This window comes from Williamsia sp. R60, from assembly GCF_054063855.1.
This window is the reverse complement of record NZ_JBSSGR010000002.1, coordinates 544,713-569,609: the sequence shown is the minus strand read 5'-3', so window position 1 is coordinate 569,609 and position 24,897 is coordinate 544,713. Positions and strand designations below refer to the sequence as shown.

Below are 24,897 nucleotides of genomic sequence, written 5' to 3'. Positions count from 1 at the left end.
TCCTGCCCTAACTTATGAGAGAGATCAGTCACTGAATGGAATCGATGGCTGTGTTCAGTTGAGTGCTGAAGCCCTCGGGGATCGGGATGTATCCCTCGGCCTCGAGTGAGCTCTGCACGTCGGTGCTCGCAGCGACCTTGAGGAACGACTTCACGGCCTGGCCGGTGGCATCGTCCGAGTAGTTGCTGCAGACGATTTCGTAGGTGGCCAGCACGATCGGGTAGGCACCTGCGACGGACGGCTTGTAGAAGCTCGAGGTGTCGAGGACCAGGTTGTTCGAGCCCGGGTTCTTCAGCGTTGCACCGTCGATGGTCTTGCCCACGGTCTCGACCGAGAGGGGCACGGCCTCAGGACCGGCCGAGGTGATGATGTTGGCGATGCTCAGGCCCTGGTTGGTGGCGTAGGACCACTCGTTGTAGGTGATCGATCCGGGCGAGTTCTTGATGGCGGCCGAGGTGCCCTCGTTGCCCTTCGCGCCCTCACCGACACCGCCGGCGAACGACTTGCCCGCACCCTGGGTCCAGGTGCCATCCGATGCGGCTTCCAGGTACTTCTGGAAGTTGTCGGTGGTGCCGGACTCATCCGAGCGGAAGATCACGATGATGTCCTGGCCGGGCAGGGACACGCCGGAGTTCTCGGCGGCGATTGCCGGATCGTTCCACTTCTTGATGGTGCCGTTGAAGATCTTGCCGAGGGTGGGGCCCGACAGGTTGACCGCGTCGACGCCGTCGAGGTTGTAGGTGACGGCGATGGGGCCGAAGACCAGGGGAAGGTTCCATGCCTCGGACCCGCAGGTGGTCGCCGCGGCGGTTACTTCGTCTTCCTTCAGCGGCGAGTCGCTGCCACCGAAGTTGGTGAGGCCGCCGGTGAACTCTTTGACGCCGGCGCCGGAGCCGTTGGAGTTGTAGTCGATGGTCTTGCCCTCGCACGTGGTGGCGTAGGAGTTGGCGAACAGGGTCATGGCGTTGGCCTGCGCACTCGATCCACTGGCCTTCAGATTCGCCTGGCCTTCACATGTGACGCCTTCGACCTTCTTGGCCGTGTCGGAGTCTGACGCGGAGTTTCCACACGCCGAGATCAGCAGCGTTGAGGCAGCAAACACGCCCAGGATTGCTCCACTGTTTTTCAAGTTCACCTGAAGAAGTCCTTCGATTCGTGCATCGGCAGTCTGCTCGACACAGGTCGCAATGATTCACAGGCAGCCACGACGCCGTAGCGCATCGCGTCCTGCTGCGGTTTGGAAGCTACAGAGCGAGAATGAAGCGATACCCCTGGAGAGGTGAACGAGAGGTGAACAGCCATGGTGACGAATCGGACATTGCCCCGGGCCGACGCCCAGGTCGGCACTCAGCCGTATGCGACGTCGATCGCGAACTGGGTGAACCCCAGTTTGGCGTAGGTGTTGAGCGCAGCCTTGTTGTCGCCCTCGACGTAGAGTTCGACCTCCGCGAGGCCACGCTGCTGGAGATGGTGCAGGCCGGCCAGGGTGAGCAATCGTCCCAGACCTCGTCCCTGGGCGGTGGCGTCGACGCCGACGATGTACACCTCCCCCAGTGCGGGGGTGTCACCCTCGGCAGGGTGCACCTTTGTCCAGTGGAAGCCCAGCAGGGTGTGAGGATCGGACGCATCGAACACGAGGAACAACCCCGCGGGGTCAAACCAGTCGGCGCCCGTACGCGCGGTGATCTCGTCGGTGCTCCAACCGCCCTGCTCCGGATGCCACTCGAAGGCCACGTTGTTGACCCTCAAGATCTCCGCGTCGTCCGAGGGCCCCGCGTACGTTCGCAGAACAAGGTCGTCGGGCACGGTGAGCGACGGGAGTTCGGCCCCGGCCAGAGGCCGTCGCAACTGCAGCAGCTCGCGCCGGGCAGTGAGTCCCAGTGAAGCCGCGAGCGCCTGCGCGGCGGGCAGATTTCCATGCGCCCACACCCGACGGTTGTCGGGCACGTGCTCGAGAGTTGTTGTCAGTAGCCGTTTCCCGTGACCGCGGCGGCGGTGTTCGGGGTGCACCGCCAGCTCGATCATCGCCGGTTCGCCCTCTCGGGCAGGGGTGACGTTCGCATACCCGACGACGGTGTCGCCGGATGAGACGGTGAACTCCTTGACACCCTCGCGGCCGATGACGGCCACCGCCTGCTCGCCCAACGGCGCGACACCGTCAGCGCGGGAGGCGGCAGTCAAGAGGTCGCGGACAGGCCCGACGTCAGCCACCATTGGCGCTCGAACTCAGTTCCGGGTCCGGGAACTCGACCTCGTCCGATCCACCCAGATCGTCGAGATCTCCGTTGTCGGTGGAGGTCTCGCCGCCACCGCGACCGCCCCGGCTGGGACGCACCGCCTTGTAGCCCACGTTTCGGACGGTACCGATCAACGACTCGTACTCGCTGCCGAGTTTGGCGCGCAGACGCCGGACGTGCACGTCGACCGTGCGGGTGCCGCCGAAGAAGTCGTATCCCCACACCTCTTGAAGCAGCTGAGCTCGGGTGAAGACGCGACCGGCGTTCTGCGCGAGGTACTTCAGGAGTTCGAACTCCTTGTAGGTCAGGTCGAGCGGGCGCCCACGTAGCCGTGCCGTGTAGGTGCCCTCGTCGATCACCAGGTCACCGAGGGTGACCTTTCCACTGGCCTCCTCGGCGGTGACGCCTCGGGTGCGCACGACCAGAAGGCGCAGGCGCGCATCGAGTTCGGCCGGACCGGTGTCGGGCAGCAGGAAGTCGTCGAGGCCCCATTCGGAGTTGACGGCCACCAGGCCGCCCTCGGTCAGCACCGCGACGACAGGGACCGATGAACCCGTACTCCCCAGCAGTCGGCACAGGCCGCGCGCGGCGGCAAGGTCAGAACGCGCATCAACGATGGCTACATCTGCGTTTCCGGCTTCCATCAATGAGGACACCTCGGTGGGCGCCACTCGAACGGTATGAGCCAGCAGTGACAACGACGGCAATACAGACTCAGGGGTGGGATCGGCTGTCAGTAACAAGAGATCCACAAACCACTCCGATCTCGATTATTCGTATATGTACGCTGCCTTACCAACGTGTGCGAGATAGATGACAGAATAGCGTCATATCGGTCGTTACCCGTTAACAAGTCCCCAGCGGGAGTCTCCACCGGCGGTCGCCGGCCGCGTCGCCGGATGGACTGAGTCCATTACAGAGGGGAATCGTTGCGCAAGCTGGCAGTCGGTGTGCTCATCACCCTCTTGGTCGCCACGATCGCCGATTTCGCATCCGCGGCCTACGCAGAGTACCGCTATTCCGTCGCGTTGCGGGAGGCTTCCGTCCTCGAGTTCGACCCCGAGATCACCATCTCCGGTTTTCCCTTCGTCGACCAGGCCGCCGGCGACTCGTACGACCAGATCGGTATCACTGCGCGGGGCGCTGACCTGGGCGAGGGGCGCCGGGGCGACCTGCGGTCGAAGCTGTCCGACGTGCGCCGAGCGGACGGCGAATGGGTCATCGAACAGAACACCGAACTGACTGCGGACAAGGCCACCGCGTCCCTCAAGATCGACTCGGTCAACCTCGGCCGGTTCCTCGGCATCGTCGACCTCACCGTCACCACGCCGGCGCCCGAAGACAAGGCCGGCGGTGGTGGTCCGGGCGACGGGATCCTCTCGACCAGCACCGGCGTCATCTTGACCGGGACGGTCAATGTGAGCGATCCGCGTAATTCCGGTCACAGTTCCGCGCAACGCCGCGAAAAGGTGAGCGTCGCGGTTGATCTGTCCGTACGTGGAGGTGCTCTTCACATCGAGGCCCGCAACCTCTACTCCGGTCCCGCCGAGCACGTGGAGTCCGACGTTCCGTCCGGGGCCGAGCCGATGGTGCTCGCCCAGTTCACCAAGACGCTTCCGGTACTGCCACTTCCGTGGTCGATGCCGGCGGTGAAGGCGGCCTCACAGGGCAGCGATGTGGTGCTCGAGGCCGAGCCCGCGCCGTTGGTCGCAACCGCCCGGGACTTCTGGCAAGGGCCATCTCGGAGTGGTCGCACGCTGCGGTAAGCTGTCGGCCATGCAACTGGGCTGTGAGTTGATGCTCACCCGCCGTCGGGCGATCGACTTCTGTCGTATCGCCAATTGTTGCTGTCTGAGCCGGTAACCGGCGGGCCGTTCCGAGATCTTCCGCGTCCCGCACGTCCGGCGTGCCCCTGGTTCGCGTTCTTCGCTCCAGCGATTCACCACGCCCCCAGCACCACCCCCAAGCTTCATCCTCTGAGCACCACCACAGTTGTATCTACTGCGGATCGCTTCTCGATGCCGCATCCACCACGAAAGGAAAACCATGGCTCGCTCCGACGTCCTGGTCAGCGCCGACTGGGCTGAGCAGAACCTGAAAGCAGACAAGACCGTCTTCATCGAGGTCGACGAAGACACCACCGCTTACGAAGGCGGACACATCGAAGGCGCCATCCGCCTCGACTGGCGCAAAGACCTGCAGGACGGCGTTCGCCGCGACTTCCTGAACCAGGAGCAGTTCTCGGAGTTGTTGTCGGCCAAGGGCGTCTCCAACGACGACACCGTTGTTCTCTACGGCGGCAACAACAACTGGTTCGCTGCCTACGCCTACTGGTACTTCAAGCTCTACGGCCACAAGGACGTCAAGCTCATCGACGGCGGCCGCAAGAAGTGGGAGCTCGACGGCCGTCCGCTGTCGACCGACGAGGTGACCCGCCCGGCCACCACGTACACCGCATCCGCGCCGGACACGAGCATCCGCGCATTCCGCGACGAGGTCATCAACGCCATCGGCAGCAAGAACCTGGTCGACGTGCGCAGCCCCGACGAGTTCTCGGGCAAGATCCTCGCTCCCGCTCACCTGCCGCAGGAGCAGGCCCAGCAGCGTGGCCATGTCCCGGGCGCGATCAACATCCCGTGGAGCACCACCGCCAACGAGGACGGCACCTTCAAGGCGGACGATGACCTCGAAAAGCTGTACGCCGAAAAGGGTTTCGACGACAGCAAAGAGACCATCGCCTACTGCCGCATCGGTGAGCGCTCGAGCCACACCTGGTTCGTGCTCGATCAGCTCCTCGGCAAGAAGAACGTCAAGAACTACGACGGCAGCTGGGTCGAATACGGCTCACTCGTCGGCGCCCCGATCGAACTGGGAGAGAGCAAGTAATCATGTGTGCTGCGCCTAAACAGGGACAGAAGATGCCCGCCGGTGTCGATACCGAAAAAGAAACAGTGTTGACAGGTCAGGTCGTCGACACCGACGGCAACCCCGTTGCCGGCGCGTTCGTCCGCCTCCTCGACAACACCGGCGAGTTCACCGCAGAGGTGGTCGCCAGCGGTACCGGTGACTTCCGGTTCTTCGCCGCTCCCGGCACGTGGTCGTTGCGTGCGCTCTCGTCCATCGGCAACGGTGATGCCACCGTGAGCCCGGAGGGCCCCGGCGTGCACGAGCAGAACGTGACCGTCAGCAAGTAGAAGGTCGGATCCGACGAGCCCGGCCCGCCTCTCGAGGCGGGCCGGGCTTGTTTTTGACTGCCGTGTGCCTCCGTGCACACAACTCGCGCGACCGGGGCCGGATGTGACCGTACTGACCGATCTGCGTGCACTCACGCACGCGGCCAGATTGAGGGAATCCCCACACGCACCCGCCCATCAGCGCGAGCTAGAATGCTCTGGTGGTCATATTCTTCGAAGCGTTGCTGGTGCTGGCAACCATCCTGATTTCCTGGTTTGGCCTGTATGTCCTCTACCGGCTGGTCACTGACGAATCGTGACCCGTTCGGGCGACGAAGCGATCAACCAGGCGGCGATCCGCGCGCAGGAAACCGCAGCGCGTAACGTCCCGTCGCTGCCCGATCTGCCGCTGCCGGACGACACGGCCAACCTGCGTCAGGGCCCTGACCTGCATCCCGGGCTGCTGGCGCTGCTACCCATGGTCGGTGTGTGGCGCGGCGAAGGGGAAGGCTACGACCCCGAGAACGGTGACCACCACTTCGGCCAGCAGGTCATCATCAGCCACGACGGCGGCAACTACCTCGTCTGGCAATCCCGCACCTGGGTCATCGACGCGGACGCCAACTACGTTGGGCCTGGCGAGCGCGAGGCCGGGTTCTGGCGAATCGGCGAAGACGACGTCATCGAACTCCTCCTCACCCATGCCGAGGGCTGGGTGGAACTGTTCTACGGCAAGCCGCTCAATCAGACATCGTGGGAATTGGCCACCGACGTCGTGATCAAAGCTGCGTCGGGCCCTCGTGCCGGAGGCGCCAAACGTCTGTACGGCCTCGTCGAGGACGGCGATCTCGCCTACGTCGAGGAACGGGTCGACGCGGACGGCGACCTCGTTCCCCGCGCATCGGCCAAACTGCGCCGCTACGCCGGCTAGATGCCGACGTTCGCCGCCCGATAGCCGTTCGCCAGCTCATCCGACAGCGACGCACGCTGAGGACGCCAGCCGAGATCTCTCGCGCGCAGGCCCGAGCCCACCCGCTGATCGAGCAACAGGGCATCGGCGAAGTCCCCACCGAGCCGTGCCCGGGTCTCGTCGACCGTTGCCGCGACAAGTCGAGCATGTGGGTGCGCCGCAGCAGCCAGGTCACCAACTGTGGCCGTGTGACTCACACCGATCACTCGGCCACCCGGATTGGTCTGTAACGCAAGCACATAGAGCGCGGCAAGGTCGCGCACGTGCACCAGACCCCAGTGTTGCGTGCCATCACCGATCAGGCTCAGACCATCTGTTCCAGCGGCGGCCGGCGCATCGACGAGCAGGTTGGCGATGCCACCACCCTCACCATGGACGACGCCGGGGGCAATGACCGTCGCGGCGACGGACGAGTCGAGAAGACGGTCTTCCCGCTCCACCCGCCAGGCCACGATCGCCGGCGGATCCAACAGTGAGTCCTCGGTGATGTCGGGGTGCGACCCCCACAGCCAGATACCGCTGGTGTGGACATACGGTTTGGCTGTTCCCGAGAACTCCTCGATCACGGCGTCGACGACAGCGGAGTCGACGTCGGCACTGGTCGCATCACCCGGGCTCGCCACGTGAACGGCTCCATCCGCCTGGGCCAACATACGGCGCAACGCTCCCCCGTCGGTCAGGTCCATCACGACGGGCTCGGCACCTTTGCCCCGCGCGGTGTCAGCGGCTGCCTCCGATCGCACCACAGAAGTCACCGTCGTGCCACCCTCGATGAGCGTGTCGAGGACAGCGCCCCCGATATAGCCGGTCGCTCCGGTCAAGGCGATGTTCATGGTCGTCCTTTCATCAGTTTATGACTGTGAGCAGGACGGTATCTGCTGGAAACTTATGACTTCAACGTGCTTAACTTACCCCGTGGAAAGCATCCAGCAAGAGGGCGACAAGACCGCGCGCACCTCACCCCCGCCCGATGTACTCAAGCCGAACTGCCCGAGCCGAACCGTCGTGGAACGACTCGGTGACCGGTGGACTCTGCTCGTGCTGATGGGGCTGCGACCGGGGCCGGTTCGCTTCACGGTTTTGCGGGACATGATCGGTGTGGTGACACCCAAGGTGCTCACCCAGACGCTCCGCGCCCTCGAGCGTGACGGCCTCGTGACCCGCACGGTCTATGCGGAGATCCCGCCGCGGGTGGAATACCAGCTGACCGACCTCGGCCTGTCTCTGATGGGTCCCGTCGACGCGATCCGCGAGTGGTCCGAGACCAACTGCCATCGGATCATCGAGGCGCGCTCGGCTGCCGATTCGAAGCAAACCGCCTGAACCTCCGACAAGAAGCGCCGGGGAAATGGATAGACCCCCGCACCACCCACTTCTCAGCGGGCTTTCTCGGCCTGGACAAGGCCGAGGTGCGGGGGTCCGGTGACCATTGTGGATTCAGCTGACGACCGCTGGGACGCAACCGATGTGCGATCCCGATCGGGCCAATCCACCGAAACGGCCGTTAGCTGATGGTCACCTCACGTGTCCAAGAATTCAACTTCAGACCACCTCCTTCCTCGTGTACGGACGAAGTTACCCCCGGTTCGATAGGTCGGCAACCGCTTTTTCTCGTAGCGAATTCGCTCCCAGATCGATGACCCTCTCGGCACCATGAGAGGCCGGTAGTCGGTGCGAGACAACAACGACCGCGCGTTCACGGTCGACGAGCCCGCCACCGACATCGAGGAGTCCGGCCTGCACTCTGTCCGCATCGGCACGGTCGAGATTTTCGCCGGGTTCGTCGATGAGCAGCACCGGCGAGGGATTGATCAGGGCGCGCGCCACGAGCAGCCGTCTGCGCTGTCCCCCGCTGATGGCGTCCGCACCCCCTTCTAGGATCGTGTCGAGCCCATCCGGCAATCCGCCGACCCAGGTGTCGAGGCCGACGGATGCCATCGCCGACATCAGCACCTCGTCGGTCGCGTCACCGCGTGAGACGAGCAGGTTCTCGCGGACACTGGTGGTGAACACGTGACCGTCCTCCGCGAAATATCTTGGGTCCGAATCACTCTCACTGGAAACGGTGACGGTCCCCGACACCGGTTCCAACAACCCGGCCAACGTCAGCAGGAGTGTGGACTTCCCACAGCCGCTCGGACCCACGAGGGCGATCCTGGACCCCGGTTTCACGTCCAGGTCCAGGCCGGCAGACCCGCCGAACACCGCCCCGCCGGGCCACCCCCATCGCAAGCCACGGACCGTCAGGTGCCCGGCCGGCAGCGCAGTCGACCGGTTCGGGCGCGCGTTTCGGTAGTCGTGCGCGCGGTCGACGAGGGTCATGATCCGCCGCGCCGCAAGGCGGCTGCGCGACAGTGTCATCGCAGCGTCGGTCATGGTGCTGGTGGAGTCGAAAGCACTCAGGGGCAGGAGGATCAGAACGCCCAGCGTCATCGGGGACACCGAATCAGCCATGCCGATGCCGATCAGCGCCGCCACGATCACCGAGACCCCGACGGCAAGTGGTGTGGCAGCCGTCGCCCATGCGCTCTGCCGGGCTCCACGGTCGGTGGCGCTGCGGGCATCAGCCTCGGCAGATGCCAAGTCGGTCAACACCTCTGCGCGACGACGTGTCACTGCCAGCTCGGGTCCGTGATCGAGCAGATTCATCATCGCCTCGGCGCTGCGCGCCTGCGCCACGGCAGCATCCACTGCGGCACGGCGAGCACCGCGTGCGGCACCCCACGGCGCAACTGCGCCGCTGATCAGCAGACAACCGGCCAAGGCGACCGCCGCCCACAACGAGACACACGCCATGATCACGATCGCGGCGCCGGACACCACCATCGACACCCCGATGGGTATGAGGGCCCGGATCAAGGCATTGCCCACCTCGTCGACATCGGCGCCCGTGCGCGACAACAACTCTCCGCGGCGCAATCCCACCGAGTAACCAGACGGTCCACCCGCGAGGGCGACGTACAGTCGGCGGCGCGCAGTCGACATCGCATCGAGGGCCACATCGTGTGTGGCCAGCCGCTCGAGGTATCGGAACAGCCCCCGCGAGATGCCGAGCGCTCGCACAGCTGTCACGGCGAGCGACAGATAGAGAACCGGCGGCATCTGCCAAGCGCGGGTGATCAACCATGCCGACAGCGCGGCAAGCGCCAGTGCGCTACCGGCACCGAGTATTCCCAGCAGCAGCGACTTCGCCACCAACTGTCTCCGCAGGCCGAGTAGACCCATCGCACGCCAGAGTGGATCCTCACGCACCGCCGACCACTTCTCAACGATGGACATGGACATGCGCTCCGATCTCGACCACGTCGTCGGCTGCTGCGAGCAACGCCGGACGGTGAGCGACAACAACAACGGTGTCACCGGCGTGGGCGCGGGCCTGCAGCACCCGGCACACCTCGGTCTCGGCCACCGCATCGAGGTGAGTGGTCGGTTCATCGAGCAACAGCAGCGGCGCGGGTGACACCAGCACACGGGCAAGCGCCAGGCGTTGCCGCTGCCCCGCCGACAGCCCCACTCCCCCGTGCCCGAGCTGGGTGTCCCACCCCTGCGGCAAGCCGGCGACCACTTCGTCGAAACCGCTTGCTCGGCACGCCGACTCGCGATCCGCATCGGAGACCGGCCCACCGAGGAGAAAGTTGTCCCTCACGGTGCCCGGCACCAGCACCGGGTGCTGTGGTAGCCAAGAGACCTGCTCCCACAACGCTTCCCGGTCGAAGTCGGCCACCGGCACGTCACCGATCAGGATGGAGCCGGCGTCCAGGTCTTGCAGACCCAGGATCGCTGAGAGGACAGTCGATTTCCCTGTGCCGTTGGGCCCGACGACCACGGTCAGGCGGCCCGGCCGGATGGTCGCCGTCACATCGTCCGGGGCCCTGCCGTCGCGACCTTCGACGCCGACGCCGGACAAGGTGATGGCGGCTCCGGCGACCGGTACCGACCGGTCGACTGTTGTCGGCGCGGCAGATTCCGCCTCGATGATGTCGAATATCTCATCAGCGCTGGCCGTCCCGGCCTCCGAGTTGTGGAACTGAGCCCCCGCAGCCCGTAGCGGCAGGTAGATCTCCGGTGCGAGCACCAGGGCCAGGACACCCCCGTACAGCCCCATGTCACCGAAGACAAGGCGCAGTCCGATGCTCACGGCGACCAATGCCACGCACAGGGTGGCGAGGAATTCCAGCACCGCACCCGACAGGAAGGCGATCCGAAGCGCCTTCATGGTGCTGCGCCGATGAGCCTGCCCCAACTCACCGATACGACCCGCCGGCTCCAGCTCGCGCCCCAGTGCGCGCAGTGTGGGTATCCCGGCGATGAGGTCGAGCAATTGCGACGAGAGCCGACTCATCGCCGCCAGCCGGTCAGCTGTGCGATCGCGGGTCATCACCCCGATGAGGATCATGAAGATCGGTATCAGCGGCAGTGTGATGACCACGATGATCGCCGACGTCATATCGGCGATTGCCATCACCACGATCAGCACCGGGATCACCACCACCGAAAGCACGAGGGCGGGTACATAACCGGTCAGGTACGGCCCCAGCGCCTCGATGCCGCGGGTGAGGATGGTGGCAAGACGCTCGCGACGGGTGAGCAGATCACGCGGTGCGGTACGAGCTGGGTCTGACACCACGGCCAGGGCCGCCTGGCGCAACTCGGCGATCACCTGGGCCCCCGCGCGATGGGCGTAGCGGTCGTGGAGGTAGGTCGCGACCACCCGCACCACAACAGACGCCGCTAGCCAGACCAGATGGGACGCTTGCGCATCGAGGCTGCGCAGCCCCGGAGAGACGATCAGTTCCGACAATATCGACGCCACCATCGCCGCGGTGACGATGACGGTCACGACTGACACCACGGCCATGAGCACCGTGATCACCAGGTAGCGGCGCGAGGTCCGTGAGTATCTCCACAGGCGCGGATCGATCGGCGGTCTGGCCCGTCGCCGCCCCGACGCGGTCATCTCGGCGCCTCGGCAGCTTTTCTTTCGCGTAGTGCCAACCCGATGGACGGGGGGATCTGGGATGTCGAGATGCGCTGCCGGAACACCCAATACGTCCACCCCTGGTAGGCGAGCACCACGGGGGTGATGAACGCGGCCGCCCAGGTGATCACCACCAATGTGTGATGACTCGACGCACTCCCCTCGATGGTCATGTGGAAGGCCGGGTCGGTGGTGGACGGGATGACGTTGGGGAACATCGACCCGAGGATCAGGACCACCACACCGAAGATGGCGAAGCACGTGGCAACGAACGCCCATCCCTCCCTTCGCATCCAGGCCAGCGCCGTGGCGGCGACGACGGCCACCGCGGCAACCGCCAGCGCCGCCCACGTCCATCCCTTGCCGTAGGCCAGCTGGGTCCACACACCCCACACCGCGGCGACGATGGTGGTCGGAACGGCGAGCCAGGCTGCGGTCCTCATCGATTCACGCTGCATGTCGCCACCGGTCTTGAGTGCCAGGAACACCGCGCCGTGGGTGATGAACAACAACGCGGTGGCAGCGCCGCCGAGCAGTGCGTACGGAGACAGCAGGTCGAGGATGTTGCCGGTGAACTGCTCCTCACCGTCGATGGGAAGTCCCCGCACCAGATTGGCGAACGCGACGCCCCACAGAATGGCCGGCAGCCACGAGCCGAGCCCGATACCGACGTCAGCCCACCGACGCCACCGCGGGTCGTCGATCTTCCCACGCCACTCGATGGAGACGACCCGGGTGATCAGCCCCACGAGGATGAGCAGCAACGGGAGATAGAAGGTACTGAACATCGTTGCGTACCAGGCAGGAAAGGCCGCGAACAAGGCGCCACCGCCGGTGATCAACCACACCTCGTTGCCGTCCCACACCGGGCCGATGGTGTTGAGCATGACCCGTCGCCTGGTGTCCCCGGACACCCCGTCCTTCGCCCGGCCCAGAAAAGGCATGAGCATCCCGACCCCGAAGTCGAAACCCTCGAGTACGAAGTAGCCGAGGAACAGCACTCCGACGAGTGCGAACCAGAACTCAGCAAGGCTCATCACGTCACCTCGGCCTTTCAGTAAGCGAACGAGAGTTGTTTGACGTCATCGGCGTCGTCGTCATCGCGACCACTGCCGTCGCCGTCGTTGCCCGACCCACCGACCGGGGGCCCGGAGTCGGACGGTTGTGGACCTTCGCGGGTGTACTTGCGCAACAACGTGAACCAGATCAGGCCGAGCACTCCATAGAGGAGGGTGAAGATGATCAACGACGTGAGGACGAGGTAGCCCGAGTGCCGGCTGACGCCCTCTTGCACGGTCAGGTGCACCTGCGACAGACCCGTCGGATTGGGTGCCACCATCCAGGGCTGACGCCCCATCTCGGTGAAGATCCAGCCAGAACTGTTGGCCAAGAACGGGGTCGGGATCATCCAGATGGCAAATGTCCCGAAGCGCTTCGAATCGGGGATACGGCCACCGCGCGTGAACCAGAGTGCAAGAAGAGCCAGTGCCGCCGAGCCGAGAGCCCATCCGATCATGGCACGGAACGCCCAGTACGTGACAAAGAGATTCGGCTTGTAGTTGCCGGGACCGAAGTTCGCCTCGTGCTGCGCCTGCAGGTCTTCGACCCCTTGCAGGGTGGAGTTGAAGTCGTAGTCGGCCAGGAACGACAACGCCTTGGGCACCTCGATCAGATGCGTGACGGACTCGCAGTTGTTCTGGGTGCCGATGGCAAGGATGGAAAAGCTTGCACCGCTTTCGGTCTCGCACAACGACTCGGCCGACGCCATCTTCATCGGCTGCTGTTCGAACATGAGCTTGGCCTGCGCGTCACCGGTGATGGCGAGGGCCACGCCGCTGACGATCATCACCCACAGGGCCAAGCGGGTCACCGGGCGGTACAGCGTCCGCGCATCGGCCTCCAATCGGTCCGCCTCGGCACCTTCGGAGCGCTTGGCCTGCCGCATGTTTCGCACCATCCACCAGCAGCCGATCCCCGCGACGAAGGTGCCGGCGGTGAGGAACGCGCCGGCGATGGTGTGAGGGAAGGCCGCCAACGTGGTGCTGTTGGTCATCACGTCCCACAGGCTCTTGAGCTCTGGACGTTGCTTTTCCTCGTTCCACTGCGCCCCGACGGGGTGCTGCATCCACGAGTTCGCAGCGACGATGAACCACGCGGACGCGTTGACGCCGATGGCAACCATCCAGATCGTCAGCAGATGGATCTTCTTGGGCAGGCGATCCCAGCCGAAGATCCAGAGACCCAAGAATGTCGATTCCATGAAGAACGCGACGAGGCCTTCGAGCGCCAGCGGACCGCCGAACACGTCCCCGACAAATCTGCTGTACTCGCTCCAGTTCATCCCGAATTGGAACTCCTGGACGATGCCGGTGGCGACGCCGAGGGCGAAGTTGATCAGCAATAACTTCCCGAAGAATTTGGTGGCGCGATACCACTGCTCACGACCGGTGACGACCCACACCGTCTGCATCACCGCAACCATCGGAGCGAGTCCGATCGTCAGGGGTACCAGGATGAAGTGGTAGACGGTGGTGATCCCGAACTGCCACCGCGAGACGTCAAGAGCGTCCATTTTTGCCTCATTCGCCGAGTCGCTACTACGAGAGGTAGTAGATGCAGCGTACGCCCGGGCGCAGATGACGAACAAGCAAAATCGGTGTGGCGCCGGGCACCTTCACCGATGCCGAACGGCGGGTCGAATCAGCCGATTGCGCGGTCTACCAGAGCCGAAAAGTCTTGTGGGCGAGCCGGAGTCGTCATCGAATAACCGTTGAGCTCGATAACGCGGGTGGCCAACGTGATGCTGGACACCAACCACACCGATTCGGCACAGATGAGGTCTGCCGGACGCAGGGCGTGAACCTCGGTCTCCCAGCCGTCCTTGTCGGCCTGGGCGAACAGGGCCTGCTGGGTGGTGCCACTGAGGATGCCGATCTCGGGTGGCGGTGTGATCAACCGTTTTCCTTCGACCACGATGACCGTCGACCGCGGGCTCTCGAGCACATAGCCCTCACTGCTGGTGTAGATGACGTCGTCGGCGCCTTGCTCGGCGGCGTACCGCAGCGCAGCCATGTTCGTGGCATAGCTCAGGGTTTTGGCACCGAGCAACTGCCACGGGGCCACCGCGGCGAGATCGACCGAGTATCCACGGGGGGCGGTGATGACCTTCACCCCGTTCTCGCGGACCTTGGCGGCCCGTTCGGCAACGGGTCCGACGGTCAGATATTCGGTGGCCGCGTTCGCCTCACGGGTGAGCCCGGTCTCGTCGCGGTCCCGCGGAGGCGCGGCGTCGACGGGTGCCGACTCCCGTCCGCGTGAGTAGACCAGCCGCATGAGCCCCTCGGCGTTGCCGTTGGCCTCCGCCCAGACCCTGGCACCAGTCGCAATCGCGTCGGCCCATTTCTCCTCGTCGGGAGCAGGCAGATCGAGCGCCTTGGCGCTGCGCGAGAGCCGCTGCAGATGCAGATCGACCACGCGAGCCCGCCCATCGCGGACGAGCAGGGTTTCGAAGATCCCGTCGCCTCGGACCGCAGCAAGGTCGTCCGCATGCAGGATCGGCACGTCAGGGTCGAGTACCGCGCCATCGACAGTCACCAAGATCGGTTGAGCCATGACGGCAAGAGTAGCGAGCACGCTCGTACGATGATGACGTGACTGTTTTGTTGGATTCATTACGCGCCTCAGGCGCAGTCGGTGGCCCGGAAAATTCCCCAGACGAAGCAGTGGCGTGGCACTTCGGTGACCCGTTCGGTGAGCAACGTGCCGCGACCACCTCTGCGGTGGTGATCGACCGTTCGCATCGCAGCGTCATCGCCCTCACCGGCGACGAGCGGCTCAGTTGGCTCAACACCATCTCCAGTCAGTTCGTCACCGACCTCGCGGACGGACGCAGCGCGGAGAACCTCAGCCTCGACGGGAACGGCCGGATCGAGGATCACTTCATCCAGACCGACATCGACGGCACCACGTGGATCGACACCGAGGCGCATCGCGGCGAGCCGTTGGCCGCGTTCCTGACGAAGATGGTCTTCTGGGCGAAGGTCGAGGTTGCCAGGCGCCCGGACATGGCGGTGCTGAGCCTGCTGGGGCCGCAAACCCGTGGAGGTGCCGTCGCACAGTTGCTCGGCGTACCCCCGACGGCATCGGTCTACGACGCCGGGCCGTTGGCCGACGGCGGGTTCTGGCGGGTGATGCCTGCTCTCGGTGAGCATGCCTCCGTCGAGGCCATCGACCTGGTCATCCCGGTCGATCAGCTGATCACGTGGTGGTCGAGCCTGACCGCGGTCGGCGTGCGCCCCGCAGGTTCGTGGGCTCATGAAGCTCTTCGGGTCGCGGCTCTGCGACCCCGGCTGGGCATCGACACCGACGAGCGCGCTATCCCTCATGAGGTGAACTGGATCGGGTCGCCGGATGAGATGGGTGCAGTGCACCTGAACAAAGGGTGTTACCGGGGTCAGGAGACCGTCGCCCGGGTGCACAATCTCGGCAAACCTCCCCGGCAACTGCTCCTGCTCCACCTCGACGGCAGTGCCGACAGCCGTCCCGTCACCGGTGATCCCGTCACCGCGGGTGGACGTGCAGTCGGTCGGATCGGCACCGTTGTCGAACACTTCGAGTACGGGCCGATCGCGCTCGCTTTGGTCAAGCGGGGTGTGCCTGCCGACACAGTCCTCGAGACCGGCGGCACCACCGCCGCCATCGATCCCACTTCGGTGCCGGCTGATGACCGGGTGCAGGCCGGACGTGCTGCAATCGAGAAATTGAGGGGCAGGTGAGCTTGGCCGAGGGCGCGGTGCTGGCCGTGTGCGCGGTGCACGAGGAGCATCGCCTGGCGGGTGGTGTCGGGATCAGCGCCATCGACAAGCGGGCGATCGACGGTCCGGTGGACGTGAACGAGAACGGCCTCGACATCGACCATGTCTGCGACGTCAAACACCACGGCGGACTCGATCAGGCTATTTACGCCTACAGCGAAGACGAGGCCCAGCGATGGGCAACGGAACTGGATCGAGAGCTGCCGTACGGATGGTTCGGCGAGAACCTCCGGATCGCAGGCGTGGCCACAACCGATGCAGTGATCGGAGAGCGCTGGAAGGTCGGTGACACTCTCGAACTGGAGGTCACGATTGCGCGTACCCCATGTCGCACCTTCGCCGACTGGGCGCAAGAGGAGAACTGGATCAAGCGCTTCAACGCCCAGGCCGACGTGGGCTGTTATCTCCGTGTGGTCCAGCCGGGTGCCGTGACAGCGGGTGATGTGGTCAGGGTCATTTCCCGGCCGGATCACGGGGTTCTGGTCCGGCATCTGATCACCGGCCCCGACCGTGATGCTTTGGTAGAACTGCTGGCCGCCGACAGTCTTCCGCCGAAGGTCGTGCGGGACGCAGAGCGGTGGCTTCGCAAGAAGAGCAGGTAAATTCAGCGGGCCCCCGACGAGCCGGTCCGCATCACGCTTGCGAGCACGCTAGACTGTGTTTCACGACCATATTTGTAAACACAGAATGGGGCCGCCACGTGTTTGGCCGCCCCTTCATTGCGCGAGGGGGTCCCCTATGGGCCGCGGCCGGGCGAAGGCGAAGCAAACTAAAGTTGCTCGTGAACTTAAGTACAGCTCACCGAACACCGACTTCGACAGCTTGCAGCGAGAGCTGTCGGGTGGCGATTCCGCTGAACCGAACGATGGGTTCACGGACGATCGGTGGTCCGATGAGGAGAGTTGGCGGCGAGCCTGACAGGCGAGCCGGGGGTTCGGGCCAACTGGTTCGAACCACCACTCTTGACAACCCCCTGAGGCGACTCCCGGTCAGGGCGGGCCACTCGGCATATCCGTGATCGGGTCGCAATCCTGATCGGGCACATCCCCGATCAGGCCGCAGTTCCCTTCCGGGTCTAGAACCGCGGGTGCTCGCCCATCAGCTCGGCAACCCCGGTCTTCTTCTTGTGATCCCCCGGGCTTGTCGTGTGGGACTTCTTGATCGATCCCAGCACCCAGCAATCCAGGTGGCGAGCAGTCAGGACGGCCAGTGCGCGGTCGGTGTCTTCGGGCGCCACCACGGCGACCATCCCGACGCCCATGTTGAAGGTCCGCTCCATCTCGATACGCTCCACGCGTCCGCGCTGGGCGATCATCTGGAAGATCGGCGCCGGCGACCAGGTGCCGCGGTCGAGTTCTGCGACCAGGCCGCTGGGGATGACGCGGGCCAGGTTGTCGGCCAACCCGCCACCGGTGACGTGTGAGAACGTCCGGACGTCGGTCTCCGCAGCCAGGGCTAGGCAGTCCTTGGCGTAGATACGGGTGGGCTCCAGCAACTCTTCGCCGAGGGTGCGCTCGAACTCTTCGACGTGCCCGCCGAGGTCCATGTGACCCCACTCGAGCAACACCTTGCGCGCCAACGAGTATCCGTTCGAATGCAGGCCGCTGCTGCCCATCGCGATCACGACGTCACCGGGCCGCACGCGGTCCGGCGAGAGCACTGCGTCGGCCTCGACGATGCCCACGCCGGTGGCAGACAGGTCGTAGTCGCCCTCTGCCATCAGACCCGGGTGTTCGGCCGTCTCGCCGCCGAGCAGCGCACACCCGGCCTCGACGCAACCATCGGCGATTCCCTTGACCAACTCTGCGACGACCTCGGGCACAACCTTGCCGACGGCGATGTAGTCCTGGAGGAACAGCGGTTCGGCACCGCAGACGACGAGGTCGTCGACCACCATCGCCACGAGATCGCGACCGAGGGTGTCGTGCTTGCCCATGGCCTGTGCCACCGCGATCTTTGTTCCCACGCCGTCGGTGGACGATGCGAGAACCGGCTCGCGGTAGCCGCCCTTGAGCTTGAACAGGCCGGCAAAGCCTCCGAGTCCACCCATGACCTCGGGACGCAGCGTGCGCTTTGCGTGCGGGGCGAACAGCTCCACTGCTCGCTCACCGGCATCGATGTCCACTCCCGCCGCAGCATATGAGGCGTTGCTGGGCTCGTTGTCGGTCATCGGCGTGTGGTTCCCGTTCTCGAAGTCCGGCAGCCGGGGCTGCCGTGGTGGCGAATAATCCGGTCTCACGCTACCCGAGGTGCACCCGATGAGTTCTGGCGACGTGCATTGCCTACATCGGCGGACAACGGGGAACTGCGCAAGGCGGACACTCGACGGGGTACCGAGTCATCCCCACGCCAGGGATGACTCGCGACCGGGAACGGTGACGGCGGCCTAGGGCCGGCGGATCGCGCTCACGTTGTCGTTGTCGGCGAGCACGTCGGAGCCCGTCGCGGCATTCTTGAGCATCGTCTCGAGAACCGCCTTGCCCATGGATGTCTCCTTGGGCAGCTCGATCGGGTACTCACCGGTGAAGCATGCGGCGCAGAGGTTGTCGGCGGGCTGCTCGGTGGCGGCGATCATCTCGTCGGTACTGATGTAGCCGAGGGAGTCTGCGCCGATGGCGTGCCGGACACCTTCCACCAGATGCTCTTCGGAGTCCGTGCCGTTGGCGATCAGTTCGGCGGGCGATGCGAAGTCGATGCCGTAGAAGCACGGCCAGCGCACGGGGCTCGATGCGATACGCACGTGCACCTCGGCCGCACCTGCCTCGCGGAGCATTCGGATCAACGCGCGCTGCGTGTTACCGCGGACGATCGAATCGTCCACGACCACAAGCCGTTTCCCGCGGATGACCTCTTTGAGAGGGTTGAGTTTGAGCCGGATGCCCAGCTGACGGATGGTCTGCGACGGCTGGATGAAGGTGCGTCCCACGTAGGCGTTCTTCATCAGTCCCTGGCCGTAGGGGATGCCTGATTCCTGGGCGTATCCGACCGCGGCAGGTGTGCCCGATTCGGGTACGGGGATGACCAGGTCGCCCTCGGCCGGGAACTCGCGCGCCAGCCGGCGACCGATCTCCACCCGGGTGGTGTGCACCGAGCGTCCGTTGATGACGCTGTCGGGCCGGGCGAGGTAGACGTATTCGAAGACGCAACCCTTGGGCGTGGCCTCGGCGAAGCGCGAGCTACGGACGCCGTCGGCGTCGATGGCGAGCAGTTCGCCCGGCTCGATCTCACGGACGTAGGACGCGCCGACGATGTCGAGGGCCGCGGTCTCGGACGCCACCACCCATCCGCGGTCGAGACGACCGAGGCACAGTGGCCGGACGCCGTGCGGATCGCGCGCCGCGTACAGCGTGTGCTCGTCCATGAAGGTCAGGCAGAACGCGCCCCGAAGGGTCGGGAGCAACTCCATCGCGGCCTGCTCAATGGTCGAATCCGCCGCGCCATGGGCCAGCAGCGCCCCGACGACGTCCGAATCCGAGGTGGCGCCGCCGGCGCGCCGCGAATCCATCAACCCGAAATCGCGGGCCTTGCTGGCCAAGTCGGAGGTGTTGACGAGGTTTCCGTTGTGACCGAGCGCCACGCCTGTGCCCGCAGCGGTGGTACGGAAGATGGGCTGGGAGTTCTCCCAGGTGGTGGATCCGGTGGTGCTGTAGCGACAGTGGCCGATGGCCACGTGGCCCTGCATGGCGCCGAGGGTCTGCTCGTCGAACACCTGCGAGACGAGCCCCAGGTCTTTGAACACCAAGACCTGCGAGCCGTCCGCCACGGCGATGCCCGCAGCCTCCTGGCCTCTGTGTTGCAACGCATACAGGCCGTAATAGGTGAGCTTTGCAACATCCTCACCGGGTGCCCAGACACCGAACACGCCACATTCTTCGCGTGGCTCGTTCTCAGGCTCGTCGGCGTCTAACAGGTTCTTGCTGTTGATCGACAGCTCGGTCACTGGCACTCCCATGAGGTGGGCTGGTGGAGGGCGTGGGCTCAAGTCTACGGGCAGCCGAAACGCGTTAGCGAATCGCCGGAGTGTGTGTCTGTCACAACTGTCTCACCAGCACCGGAATCTAGACGAGCGGTAGCCAGTGATCGATCTCCCTGGCGCGACTCCCCGATGCGGTGACCATCCCCGAGTCGATTGCGTCGACGAGTTCGAGCTGTCCCGTCACCAACAACAGCCACGTGCGCGAATTTGTTTCCACCACATTCGGCGGCGTGCCCCGGGTGTGCCGAGGTCCCTCGATGCACTGCACCGCGACGAACGGGGGAACCCGCACCTCGACCGACGAACCAGGTGCGACCTGAGCGAGGGTGCGGGCAGAGGTTCGCACGGCATCGGCCAGTTCGGCTCGTGTCGGCTCGGCGGCGGCGGGATCGTTCAGCCACGGTTCCACCAGCGCCACCGCGGCACGCATGGCTGCCGGGTCGACCGGCTTACGAGAAGGCACACCCAATCGTGGCACGCCCGCCGATGCACCGATGGGCGCGTGGTCGTCGGGTCCTGTGCTGCGGGCAGCTCCAAGACTCCCGAGTCATCTGACTCGGGCGAGTCGATGTGTGCGAGGCGCCGGCGTGACGGTTCCAGAACGAAGTTCCCGGCGTGAAGGTTTTGGGGCGAGCTGAGAGGGCACGTGTCCTTGCCCCTTCTAATTTATAGCGCACCCAGGGGCTTGCGGCAAGACCCGGTTGAGGGCGCAAACTCACTGTCCACGGCCAACATTCGGCCCTTCCGTGCGGTGGCAGCAAGCCGTCGCGATGCGAAGCCGTCAGAGGAGATGAGCGCTTGAACCCGTTGTCCACCAGTGTTTTCGACCTGCCCCACCACCTGGCACGCAAAGCCGACCCCGCACTGATCGCGCACGATGAGCACCATTTCACCGAGGTCGCGAGGAGTTTGAAAGAGTCGATATCGAACCTGCGGGATCGCATCGACGCTGAACGGAAGGCGCCGGGAGGCGAGGGCCGGGCGGCCATGGACCGGGACATGGAGGTCCACCGGCTCACTGCGCGTCTGCGCACACTGCGGCGGTTCGGCGTCGACCTGTGTCTCGGGCACATGGTGGGCGCGGACGGTTCCGAACCGGTGTATGTCGGGCGACTGGGACTGACGGACAGCTCTGGGCGGCAACTGATGGTCGACTGGCGCTCCCCCGTCGCCGAGCCGTTTTTCGGTGCCACCCATGCCGATCCGATGGGCCTGACCCGACGCCGTCGCTACCGATGGTCCGGCGAGAAGATCACCGACTACTGGGATGAGGTCTTCATCATGGAAGGTCAGGTGGTCGCAGACTCGGATCGCAGCGCAGCGCTCGATGACCAGTCGGCGTTCATCGCAAGTCTGGGACAGAACCGATCGGCCAAGATGCGCGACGTCCTGGGCACGATCGCGGCGGATCAAGACGCCATCATCCGCGGCGGATCGCGCGGCGCACTCGTCGTCGACGGTGGACCGGGCACCGGCAAAACCGTTGTCGCACTGCACCGAACCGCCTACCTTCTCTACTCTGACCCGCGCCTGGGCCATCAACGGGGCGGCGTGCTGTTCGTCGGCCCACACGAGCCCTACCTGGCTTACGTCGCCGATGTCCTGCCCAGTCTCGGAGAAGAAGGAGTGTGGACATGCACCTTGAGAGACCTTGTGCCGGAGGGTGCGAAGGCGACGGTCGAAGCCGACCCCGCGGTGGCGCGACTCAAGGCATCGGCGGACCTGGTGAACGCCGTCGAGGTGGCAGTCCGATTCTATGAGAAACCGCCGGCGAAGGGCATGACCGTCGAGACCGACTGGAGCGAGATCTGGCTGAGCGCCGAGGACTGGGCGGCGGCTTTTCGGTCACCGGACCGCGGCACACCCCACAACGAGGCACGTGAGGCGATCATGGAGGAACTGATCGAGATCCTGATCGACAGGTACCGGGGTGACGTCGGAACCGATCAGGTTCGAAAGTCGCTGCGGGAGAATGACGATCTGCGCGCCGCGCTGAATCGGGCCTGGCCGATGGTGGACGCCGCCGACCTCGTCGGGGATCTGTGGTCTGTTCCCGCCTACCTCCGCATGTGCGCGCCCTGGCTCGATGCCGAGGAGGTCGCCGCACTGCAACGGCCCGATCCCCGGGCGTGGACTGTCTCCGACCTGCCTCTTCTCGACGCCGCCCGACACCGACTGGGCGACCCGGAGGCCGCCTCACGCATCCGCCGCCGACGTGCAGCCCTGCGGGCCGAACACGAACGCCGATCCGGGGTGGTCGACGACCTCATCGCATCCGACGACTCCGAATTGCGCGTGATGTCGATGTTGCGCGGCCACGACCTGAGCCGGGCTCTGGTCGACGACACCGACCGGCAGGACGACTCGAGCGATCCCCACGCGGGCCCGTTTGCCCACATCGTCGTCGACGAAGCACAGGAGTTGACCGACGCCGAATGGCAGATATTGTTGCTACGGTGCCCTTCTCGTAGTTTCACCATCGTCGGCGACCGCGCGCAGGCACGGCACGGCTTCACGGTGACCGACCCTGAATCGTCCGAGGTTCGGATGGAGTCCTGGCGGGAAAGACTCGAACGCGTCGGACTCGACCGCATCGATGTCGCGACGCTCGGTATCAACTACCGCACGCCCGAGGAGGTCATGACCGAGGCCGCACCTGTGATCCGGGCCGCAGTGCCCGATGCCAACGTGCCGACGTCGGTCCGTCGCAGCGGCTTCCCGGTGGAACACCGATCCGTCACCGACCTCGACCCCATCATCGAGCCCTGGCTGGCGGAGAACCCGGACGGCACGGTCTGTGTCATCGATGACGACGAGGTGGACACAAGCAGATTCGGGGAGCCTGCACGCGTCCGATGGTTGACCCCACAGCTGTCGAAGGGGCTCGAGTTCGATCTGGTCATCCTGATCGACCCGGAGTCGTTCGGCGTCGGTGTCGAGGGCGCGGTGGATCGCTACGTCGCGATGACCCGCGCGACGCAGCGACTGGTGGTGCTCACCGGTTCGTGACGGCACGACCGGCAGAACCGGGCCGCCGCGTCGAGGCGATATCCTGCGGACAGCACAGAACCCGAGAAGGAGCGTCACCACCATCAGCGCCACCCTGCATGCCGCCGGACTGTCCGCAGGTCACGGCGAGCGGACGTTGTTCTCCGATCTGGACCTGACCGTTGCCGAAGGCGACGTGTTCGGGCTGGTCGGCGCCAACGGTGCCGGCAAGTCGACGCTGCTGACGCTGCTCGCCGGCCAGGGCACAGCCGACTTCGACGGCACGATCACGCTCAGTCCTCCGGATGCCGAGGTCGGCTACCTGGCCCAGGAGGCCGAGTTCGTCTCCGGGGAGTCGGTCCGACAGTTCCTGTGCCGCCGGGTGGGGGTGGCGCAGGCGCAATCGGCGATGGACGAGGCCGCCGCCGCCCTGGCGGATGGCGGCGACGACCTGTATTCGCCTGCACTCGAACGCTGGCTGCACCTGGGTGGGGCGGACTTCGACGAGCGCGCCGAACAGGTCACCTCGGAACTGGGCCTGACGATCGACCTGGACGCACCGATGACCACCCTGTCGGGTGGACAGGTGGCCAGGGTCGGCCTGGCGGCGTTGTTGTTGTCCCGCTACGACATCCTCCTTCTCGACGAACCGACCAACGACCTCGACCTCGACGGGCTCGATCAACTCGAGAACTTCGTCCGCGGTGCTCGCACACCGCTGGTGATTGTCAGCCACGACAGGGAGTTCCTGGCCAGGACCGTCACGGGCATCATCGAGCTGGACCTCGCCCAGCAGCAGGTATCGGTGTATTCCGGCGGTTACGAAGCGTTCCTCGTCGAACGCGAGGTGGCCCGTCAGCATGCGCGCGACGCGTACGACCAATACGCCGACACCAAGAACGCGTTGACCGAACGTGCACAGATGCAGCGCGGCTGGATGGAGCACGGTGTGCGCAACGCGCGCCGTAAGTCCAAGGACAACGACAAGATGGGTCGCGCGGTCCGGTTGGAGTCGACCGAGAAGCAGGCGGCCAAGGCAAGGCAGACGCAGCGCCGCATCGAACGCCTCGACGAGGTGGCCGAACCCCGGAAAGAGTGGGAGCTGCGGATGGAGATCGCCACCGCTCCACGGTCGGGCACCGTGGTGGCCACCCTCAACGACGCGGCCGTCATCCGGGACGGCTTCACCCTCGGACCCATCAGCACACAGGTCAACGTCGGCGACCGCATCGTGATCACCGGAGCCAACGGTTCTGGCAAATCAACGCTTCTCGGGCTACTCCTGGGCACCGTCACCCCTGACCAGGGCACGGCTGCATTGGGCGCGGGAGTCCTCGTGGGTGAGGTGGATCAGGCGCGTGCATTGTTCACCGGCGAGACCCCACTGGCCGACGCTTTCGCCGTGCAGGTTCCCGACCTCACCGAGGCCGACGTGCGCACCCTGCTCGCCAAGTTCGGTCTGCGCGGTCACCACGTGACGCGGCCGGCCGATTCGCTGTCGCCCGGTGAACGCACCCGCGCCGCCCTGGCGCTGTTGCAGGCCCGCGGGGTGAACCTGCTGGTACTCGACGAACCGACCAACCACCTGGACCTGCCGGCCATCGAGCAGTTGGAGCAGGCAGTCGAGTCGTTCTCCGGGACAGTCCTGTTGGTCACGCACGACAGACGAATGCTGGCCACGGTGCGCTCGACACGCAAATGGCGCCTCGACGCAGGCCGGTTGTCGGAGACTCTGGCCTGACGGCAGTTCTGCACAGGCCC

The 24,897-nt window shown here is 65.3% G+C and carries 22 protein-coding genes; 10 read left to right on the top strand and 12 right to left on the bottom strand.

Annotation, left to right across the window (positions count from 1 at the left end):
* Nucleotides 1-28: 28 nt before the first annotated feature.
* The 3 genes from pstS to ACVWY6_RS09515 all read right to left on the bottom strand — a co-directional run bounded on the left by pstS (nucleotide 29) and on the right by ACVWY6_RS09515 (nucleotide 2,989).
* Nucleotides 29-1,135 (bottom strand): phosphate ABC transporter substrate-binding protein PstS, encoded by a 1,107-nt coding sequence (gene pstS / locus ACVWY6_RS09525; protein ID WP_457537615.1) that lies wholly within the window; start codon nucleotides 1,133-1,135, stop codon nucleotides 29-31.
* Nucleotides 1,136-1,347: 212 nt separating this feature from the next.
* Nucleotides 1,348-2,214 carry a mycothiol synthase gene (mshD, locus tag ACVWY6_RS09520; RefSeq protein WP_457537614.1) on the bottom strand — a complete coding sequence of 289 codons (867 nt, stop codon included), beginning with the start codon at nucleotides 2,212-2,214 and terminating at the stop codon, nucleotides 1,348-1,350.
* Nucleotides 2,204-2,989, bottom strand: coding sequence for a winged helix-turn-helix transcriptional regulator (locus ACVWY6_RS09515; RefSeq protein WP_023957288.1), 786 nt, complete (start codon nucleotides 2,987-2,989; stop codon nucleotides 2,204-2,206). The genes mshD and ACVWY6_RS09515 overlap by 11 nt, the downstream gene beginning before the upstream one ends.
* 177 nt (nucleotides 2,990-3,166) lie before the next feature.
* Here ACVWY6_RS09515 and ACVWY6_RS09510 point away from each other — a divergent pair, with 177 nt between their 5' ends.
* The 4 genes from ACVWY6_RS09510 to ACVWY6_RS09495 all read left to right on the top strand — a co-directional run bounded on the left by ACVWY6_RS09510 (nucleotide 3,167) and on the right by ACVWY6_RS09495 (nucleotide 6,341).
* A complete protein-coding gene (locus tag ACVWY6_RS09510) occupies nucleotides 3,167-4,003 on the top strand; it encodes an LmeA family phospholipid-binding protein (protein WP_457537612.1) in 837 nt (278 codons plus the stop codon).
* Nucleotides 4,004-4,283: 280 nt separating this feature from the next.
* Nucleotides 4,284-5,123, top strand: coding sequence for a sulfurtransferase (locus ACVWY6_RS09505; protein WP_023957290.1), 840 nt, complete (start codon nucleotides 4,284-4,286; stop codon nucleotides 5,121-5,123).
* A 2-nt stretch (nucleotides 5,124-5,125) separates the two neighbouring features.
* Complete coding sequence (locus tag ACVWY6_RS09500; RefSeq protein WP_023957291.1) at nucleotides 5,126-5,431, top strand: DUF1416 domain-containing protein; 306 nt, start codon at nucleotides 5,126-5,128, stop codon at nucleotides 5,429-5,431.
* A gap of 295 nt (nucleotides 5,432-5,726) precedes the next feature.
* Nucleotides 5,727-6,341, top strand: coding sequence for an FABP family protein (locus tag ACVWY6_RS09495; protein WP_116917283.1), 615 nt, complete (start codon nucleotides 5,727-5,729; stop codon nucleotides 6,339-6,341).
* Here the strand turns inward: ACVWY6_RS09495 and ACVWY6_RS09490 are convergent.
* On the bottom strand, nucleotides 6,338-7,213 hold the full coding sequence (locus ACVWY6_RS09490; RefSeq protein WP_457537609.1) for an NAD-dependent epimerase/dehydratase family protein: 876 nt from the start codon (nucleotides 7,211-7,213) through the stop codon (nucleotides 6,338-6,340). The genes ACVWY6_RS09495 and ACVWY6_RS09490 overlap by 4 nt on opposite strands.
* 172 nt (nucleotides 7,214-7,385) lie before the next feature.
* On the opposite strand from ACVWY6_RS09490, the gene ACVWY6_RS09485 reads away from it, so the two are divergent.
* Entirely contained in the window at nucleotides 7,386-7,703 is a 318-nt protein-coding gene (locus tag ACVWY6_RS09485; RefSeq protein ID WP_235189498.1) for a winged helix-turn-helix transcriptional regulator, read from the top strand.
* A gap of 252 nt (nucleotides 7,704-7,955) precedes the next feature.
* On the opposite strand, the gene cydC is transcribed toward ACVWY6_RS09485, so the two are convergent.
* The 5 genes from cydC to ACVWY6_RS09460 all read right to left on the bottom strand — a co-directional run bounded on the left by cydC (nucleotide 7,956) and on the right by ACVWY6_RS09460 (nucleotide 14,970).
* On the bottom strand, nucleotides 7,956-9,659 hold the full coding sequence (cydC, locus tag ACVWY6_RS09480) for a thiol reductant ABC exporter subunit CydC (protein WP_457537607.1): 1,704 nt from the start codon (nucleotides 9,657-9,659) through the stop codon (nucleotides 7,956-7,958).
* Nucleotides 9,646-11,337 (bottom strand): thiol reductant ABC exporter subunit CydD, encoded by a 1,692-nt coding sequence (cydD, locus tag ACVWY6_RS09475; protein ID WP_457537606.1) that lies wholly within the window; start codon nucleotides 11,335-11,337, stop codon nucleotides 9,646-9,648. Before cydD ends, cydC begins: the two co-directional genes overlap by 14 nt.
* The gene (gene cydB / locus ACVWY6_RS09470) at nucleotides 11,334-12,395 is read right to left on the bottom strand and encodes a cytochrome d ubiquinol oxidase subunit II (RefSeq protein WP_457537605.1); all 1,062 of its coding nucleotides are present in this window, start codon (nucleotides 12,393-12,395) and stop codon (nucleotides 11,334-11,336) included. Before cydB ends, cydD begins: the two co-directional genes overlap by 4 nt.
* Before the next feature lie 17 nt (nucleotides 12,396-12,412).
* Entirely contained in the window at nucleotides 12,413-13,930 is a 1,518-nt protein-coding gene (locus ACVWY6_RS09465) for a cytochrome ubiquinol oxidase subunit I (RefSeq protein WP_457537603.1), read from the bottom strand.
* A gap of 128 nt (nucleotides 13,931-14,058) precedes the next feature.
* Nucleotides 14,059-14,970 (bottom strand): aminodeoxychorismate lyase, encoded by a 912-nt coding sequence (locus tag ACVWY6_RS09460; protein WP_400724846.1) that lies wholly within the window; start codon nucleotides 14,968-14,970, stop codon nucleotides 14,059-14,061.
* 38 nt (nucleotides 14,971-15,008) lie between these two features.
* Here ACVWY6_RS09460 and ygfZ point away from each other — a divergent pair, with 38 nt between their 5' ends.
* The 3 genes from ygfZ to ACVWY6_RS09445 all read left to right on the top strand — a co-directional run bounded on the left by ygfZ (nucleotide 15,009) and on the right by ACVWY6_RS09445 (nucleotide 17,090).
* Nucleotides 15,009-16,133 carry a CAF17-like 4Fe-4S cluster assembly/insertion protein YgfZ gene (gene ygfZ, locus ACVWY6_RS09455; RefSeq protein ID WP_457537601.1) on the top strand — a complete coding sequence of 375 codons (1,125 nt, stop codon included), beginning with the start codon at nucleotides 15,009-15,011 and terminating at the stop codon, nucleotides 16,131-16,133.
* 2 nt (nucleotides 16,134-16,135) lie between these two features.
* Nucleotides 16,136-16,774 (top strand): MOSC domain-containing protein, encoded by a 639-nt coding sequence (locus ACVWY6_RS09450; RefSeq protein WP_457538563.1) that lies wholly within the window; start codon nucleotides 16,136-16,138, stop codon nucleotides 16,772-16,774.
* A 136-nt stretch (nucleotides 16,775-16,910) separates the two neighbouring features.
* A complete protein-coding gene (locus ACVWY6_RS09445; protein ID WP_081729715.1) occupies nucleotides 16,911-17,090 on the top strand; it encodes a DUF3073 domain-containing protein in 180 nt (59 codons plus the stop codon).
* Between the two features lie 157 nt (nucleotides 17,091-17,247).
* Here the strand turns inward: ACVWY6_RS09445 and purM are convergent, their stop codons facing one another.
* The 3 genes from purM to ACVWY6_RS09430 all read right to left on the bottom strand — a co-directional run bounded on the left by purM (nucleotide 17,248) and on the right by ACVWY6_RS09430 (nucleotide 20,611).
* Complete coding sequence (gene purM, locus ACVWY6_RS09440) at nucleotides 17,248-18,342, bottom strand: phosphoribosylformylglycinamidine cyclo-ligase (protein WP_023957310.1); 1,095 nt, start codon at nucleotides 18,340-18,342, stop codon at nucleotides 17,248-17,250.
* A 216-nt stretch (nucleotides 18,343-18,558) separates the two neighbouring features.
* Nucleotides 18,559-20,112, bottom strand: a complete 1,554-nt coding sequence (gene purF / locus ACVWY6_RS09435) for an amidophosphoribosyltransferase (RefSeq protein WP_030173945.1) — start codon at nucleotides 20,110-20,112, stop codon at nucleotides 18,559-18,561.
* 118 nt (nucleotides 20,113-20,230) lie between these two features.
* Nucleotides 20,231-20,611 (bottom strand): sterol carrier family protein, encoded by a 381-nt coding sequence (locus ACVWY6_RS09430; protein ID WP_031332026.1) that lies wholly within the window; start codon nucleotides 20,609-20,611, stop codon nucleotides 20,231-20,233.
* Between the two features lie 335 nt (nucleotides 20,612-20,946).
* Between ACVWY6_RS09430 and helR the strand changes: the two genes are divergently transcribed.
* Nucleotides 20,947-23,157, top strand: a complete 2,211-nt coding sequence (helR, locus tag ACVWY6_RS09425) for an RNA polymerase recycling motor ATPase HelR (RefSeq protein WP_457537599.1) — start codon at nucleotides 20,947-20,949, stop codon at nucleotides 23,155-23,157.
* A gap of 82 nt (nucleotides 23,158-23,239) precedes the next feature.
* Entirely contained in the window at nucleotides 23,240-24,877 is a 1,638-nt protein-coding gene (locus tag ACVWY6_RS09420; protein WP_400726918.1) for an ABC-F family ATP-binding cassette domain-containing protein, read from the top strand.
* Nucleotides 24,878-24,897: the final 20 nt, after the last annotated feature.

Coding starts and splice junctions, on each gene's coding strand:
- mshD (WP_457537614.1), bottom strand. CDS start 2,214: ATGGTGGCTGACGTCGGGCCTGTCCGCGACCTCTTGACTGCCGCCTCC.
- ACVWY6_RS09505 (WP_023957290.1), top strand. CDS start 4,284: ATGGCTCGCTCCGACGTCCTGGTCAGCGCCGACTGGGCTGAGCAGAAC.
- ACVWY6_RS09500 (WP_023957291.1), top strand. CDS start 5,126: ATGTGTGCTGCGCCTAAACAGGGACAGAAGATGCCCGCCGGTGTCGAT.
- ACVWY6_RS09490 (WP_457537609.1), bottom strand. CDS start 7,213: ATGAACATCGCCTTGACCGGAGCGACCGGCTATATCGGGGGCGCTGTC.
- cydC (WP_457537607.1), bottom strand. CDS start 9,659: ATGTCCATCGTTGAGAAGTGGTCGGCGGTGCGTGAGGATCCACTCTGG.
- cydD (WP_457537606.1), bottom strand. CDS start 11,337: ATGACCGCGTCGGGGCGGCGACGGGCCAGACCGCCGATCGATCCGCGC.
- cydB (WP_457537605.1), bottom strand. CDS start 12,395: ATGAGCCTTGCTGAGTTCTGGTTCGCACTCGTCGGAGTGCTGTTCCTC.
- ACVWY6_RS09465 (WP_457537603.1), bottom strand. CDS start 13,930: ATGGACGCTCTTGACGTCTCGCGGTGGCAGTTCGGGATCACCACCGTC.
- ACVWY6_RS09460 (WP_400724846.1), bottom strand. CDS start 14,970: ATGGCTCAACCGATCTTGGTGACTGTCGATGGCGCGGTACTCGACCCT.
- ACVWY6_RS09445 (WP_081729715.1), top strand. CDS start 16,911: ATGGGCCGCGGCCGGGCGAAGGCGAAGCAAACTAAAGTTGCTCGTGAA.
- purM (WP_023957310.1), bottom strand. CDS start 18,342: ATGACCGACAACGAGCCCAGCAACGCCTCATATGCTGCGGCGGGAGTG.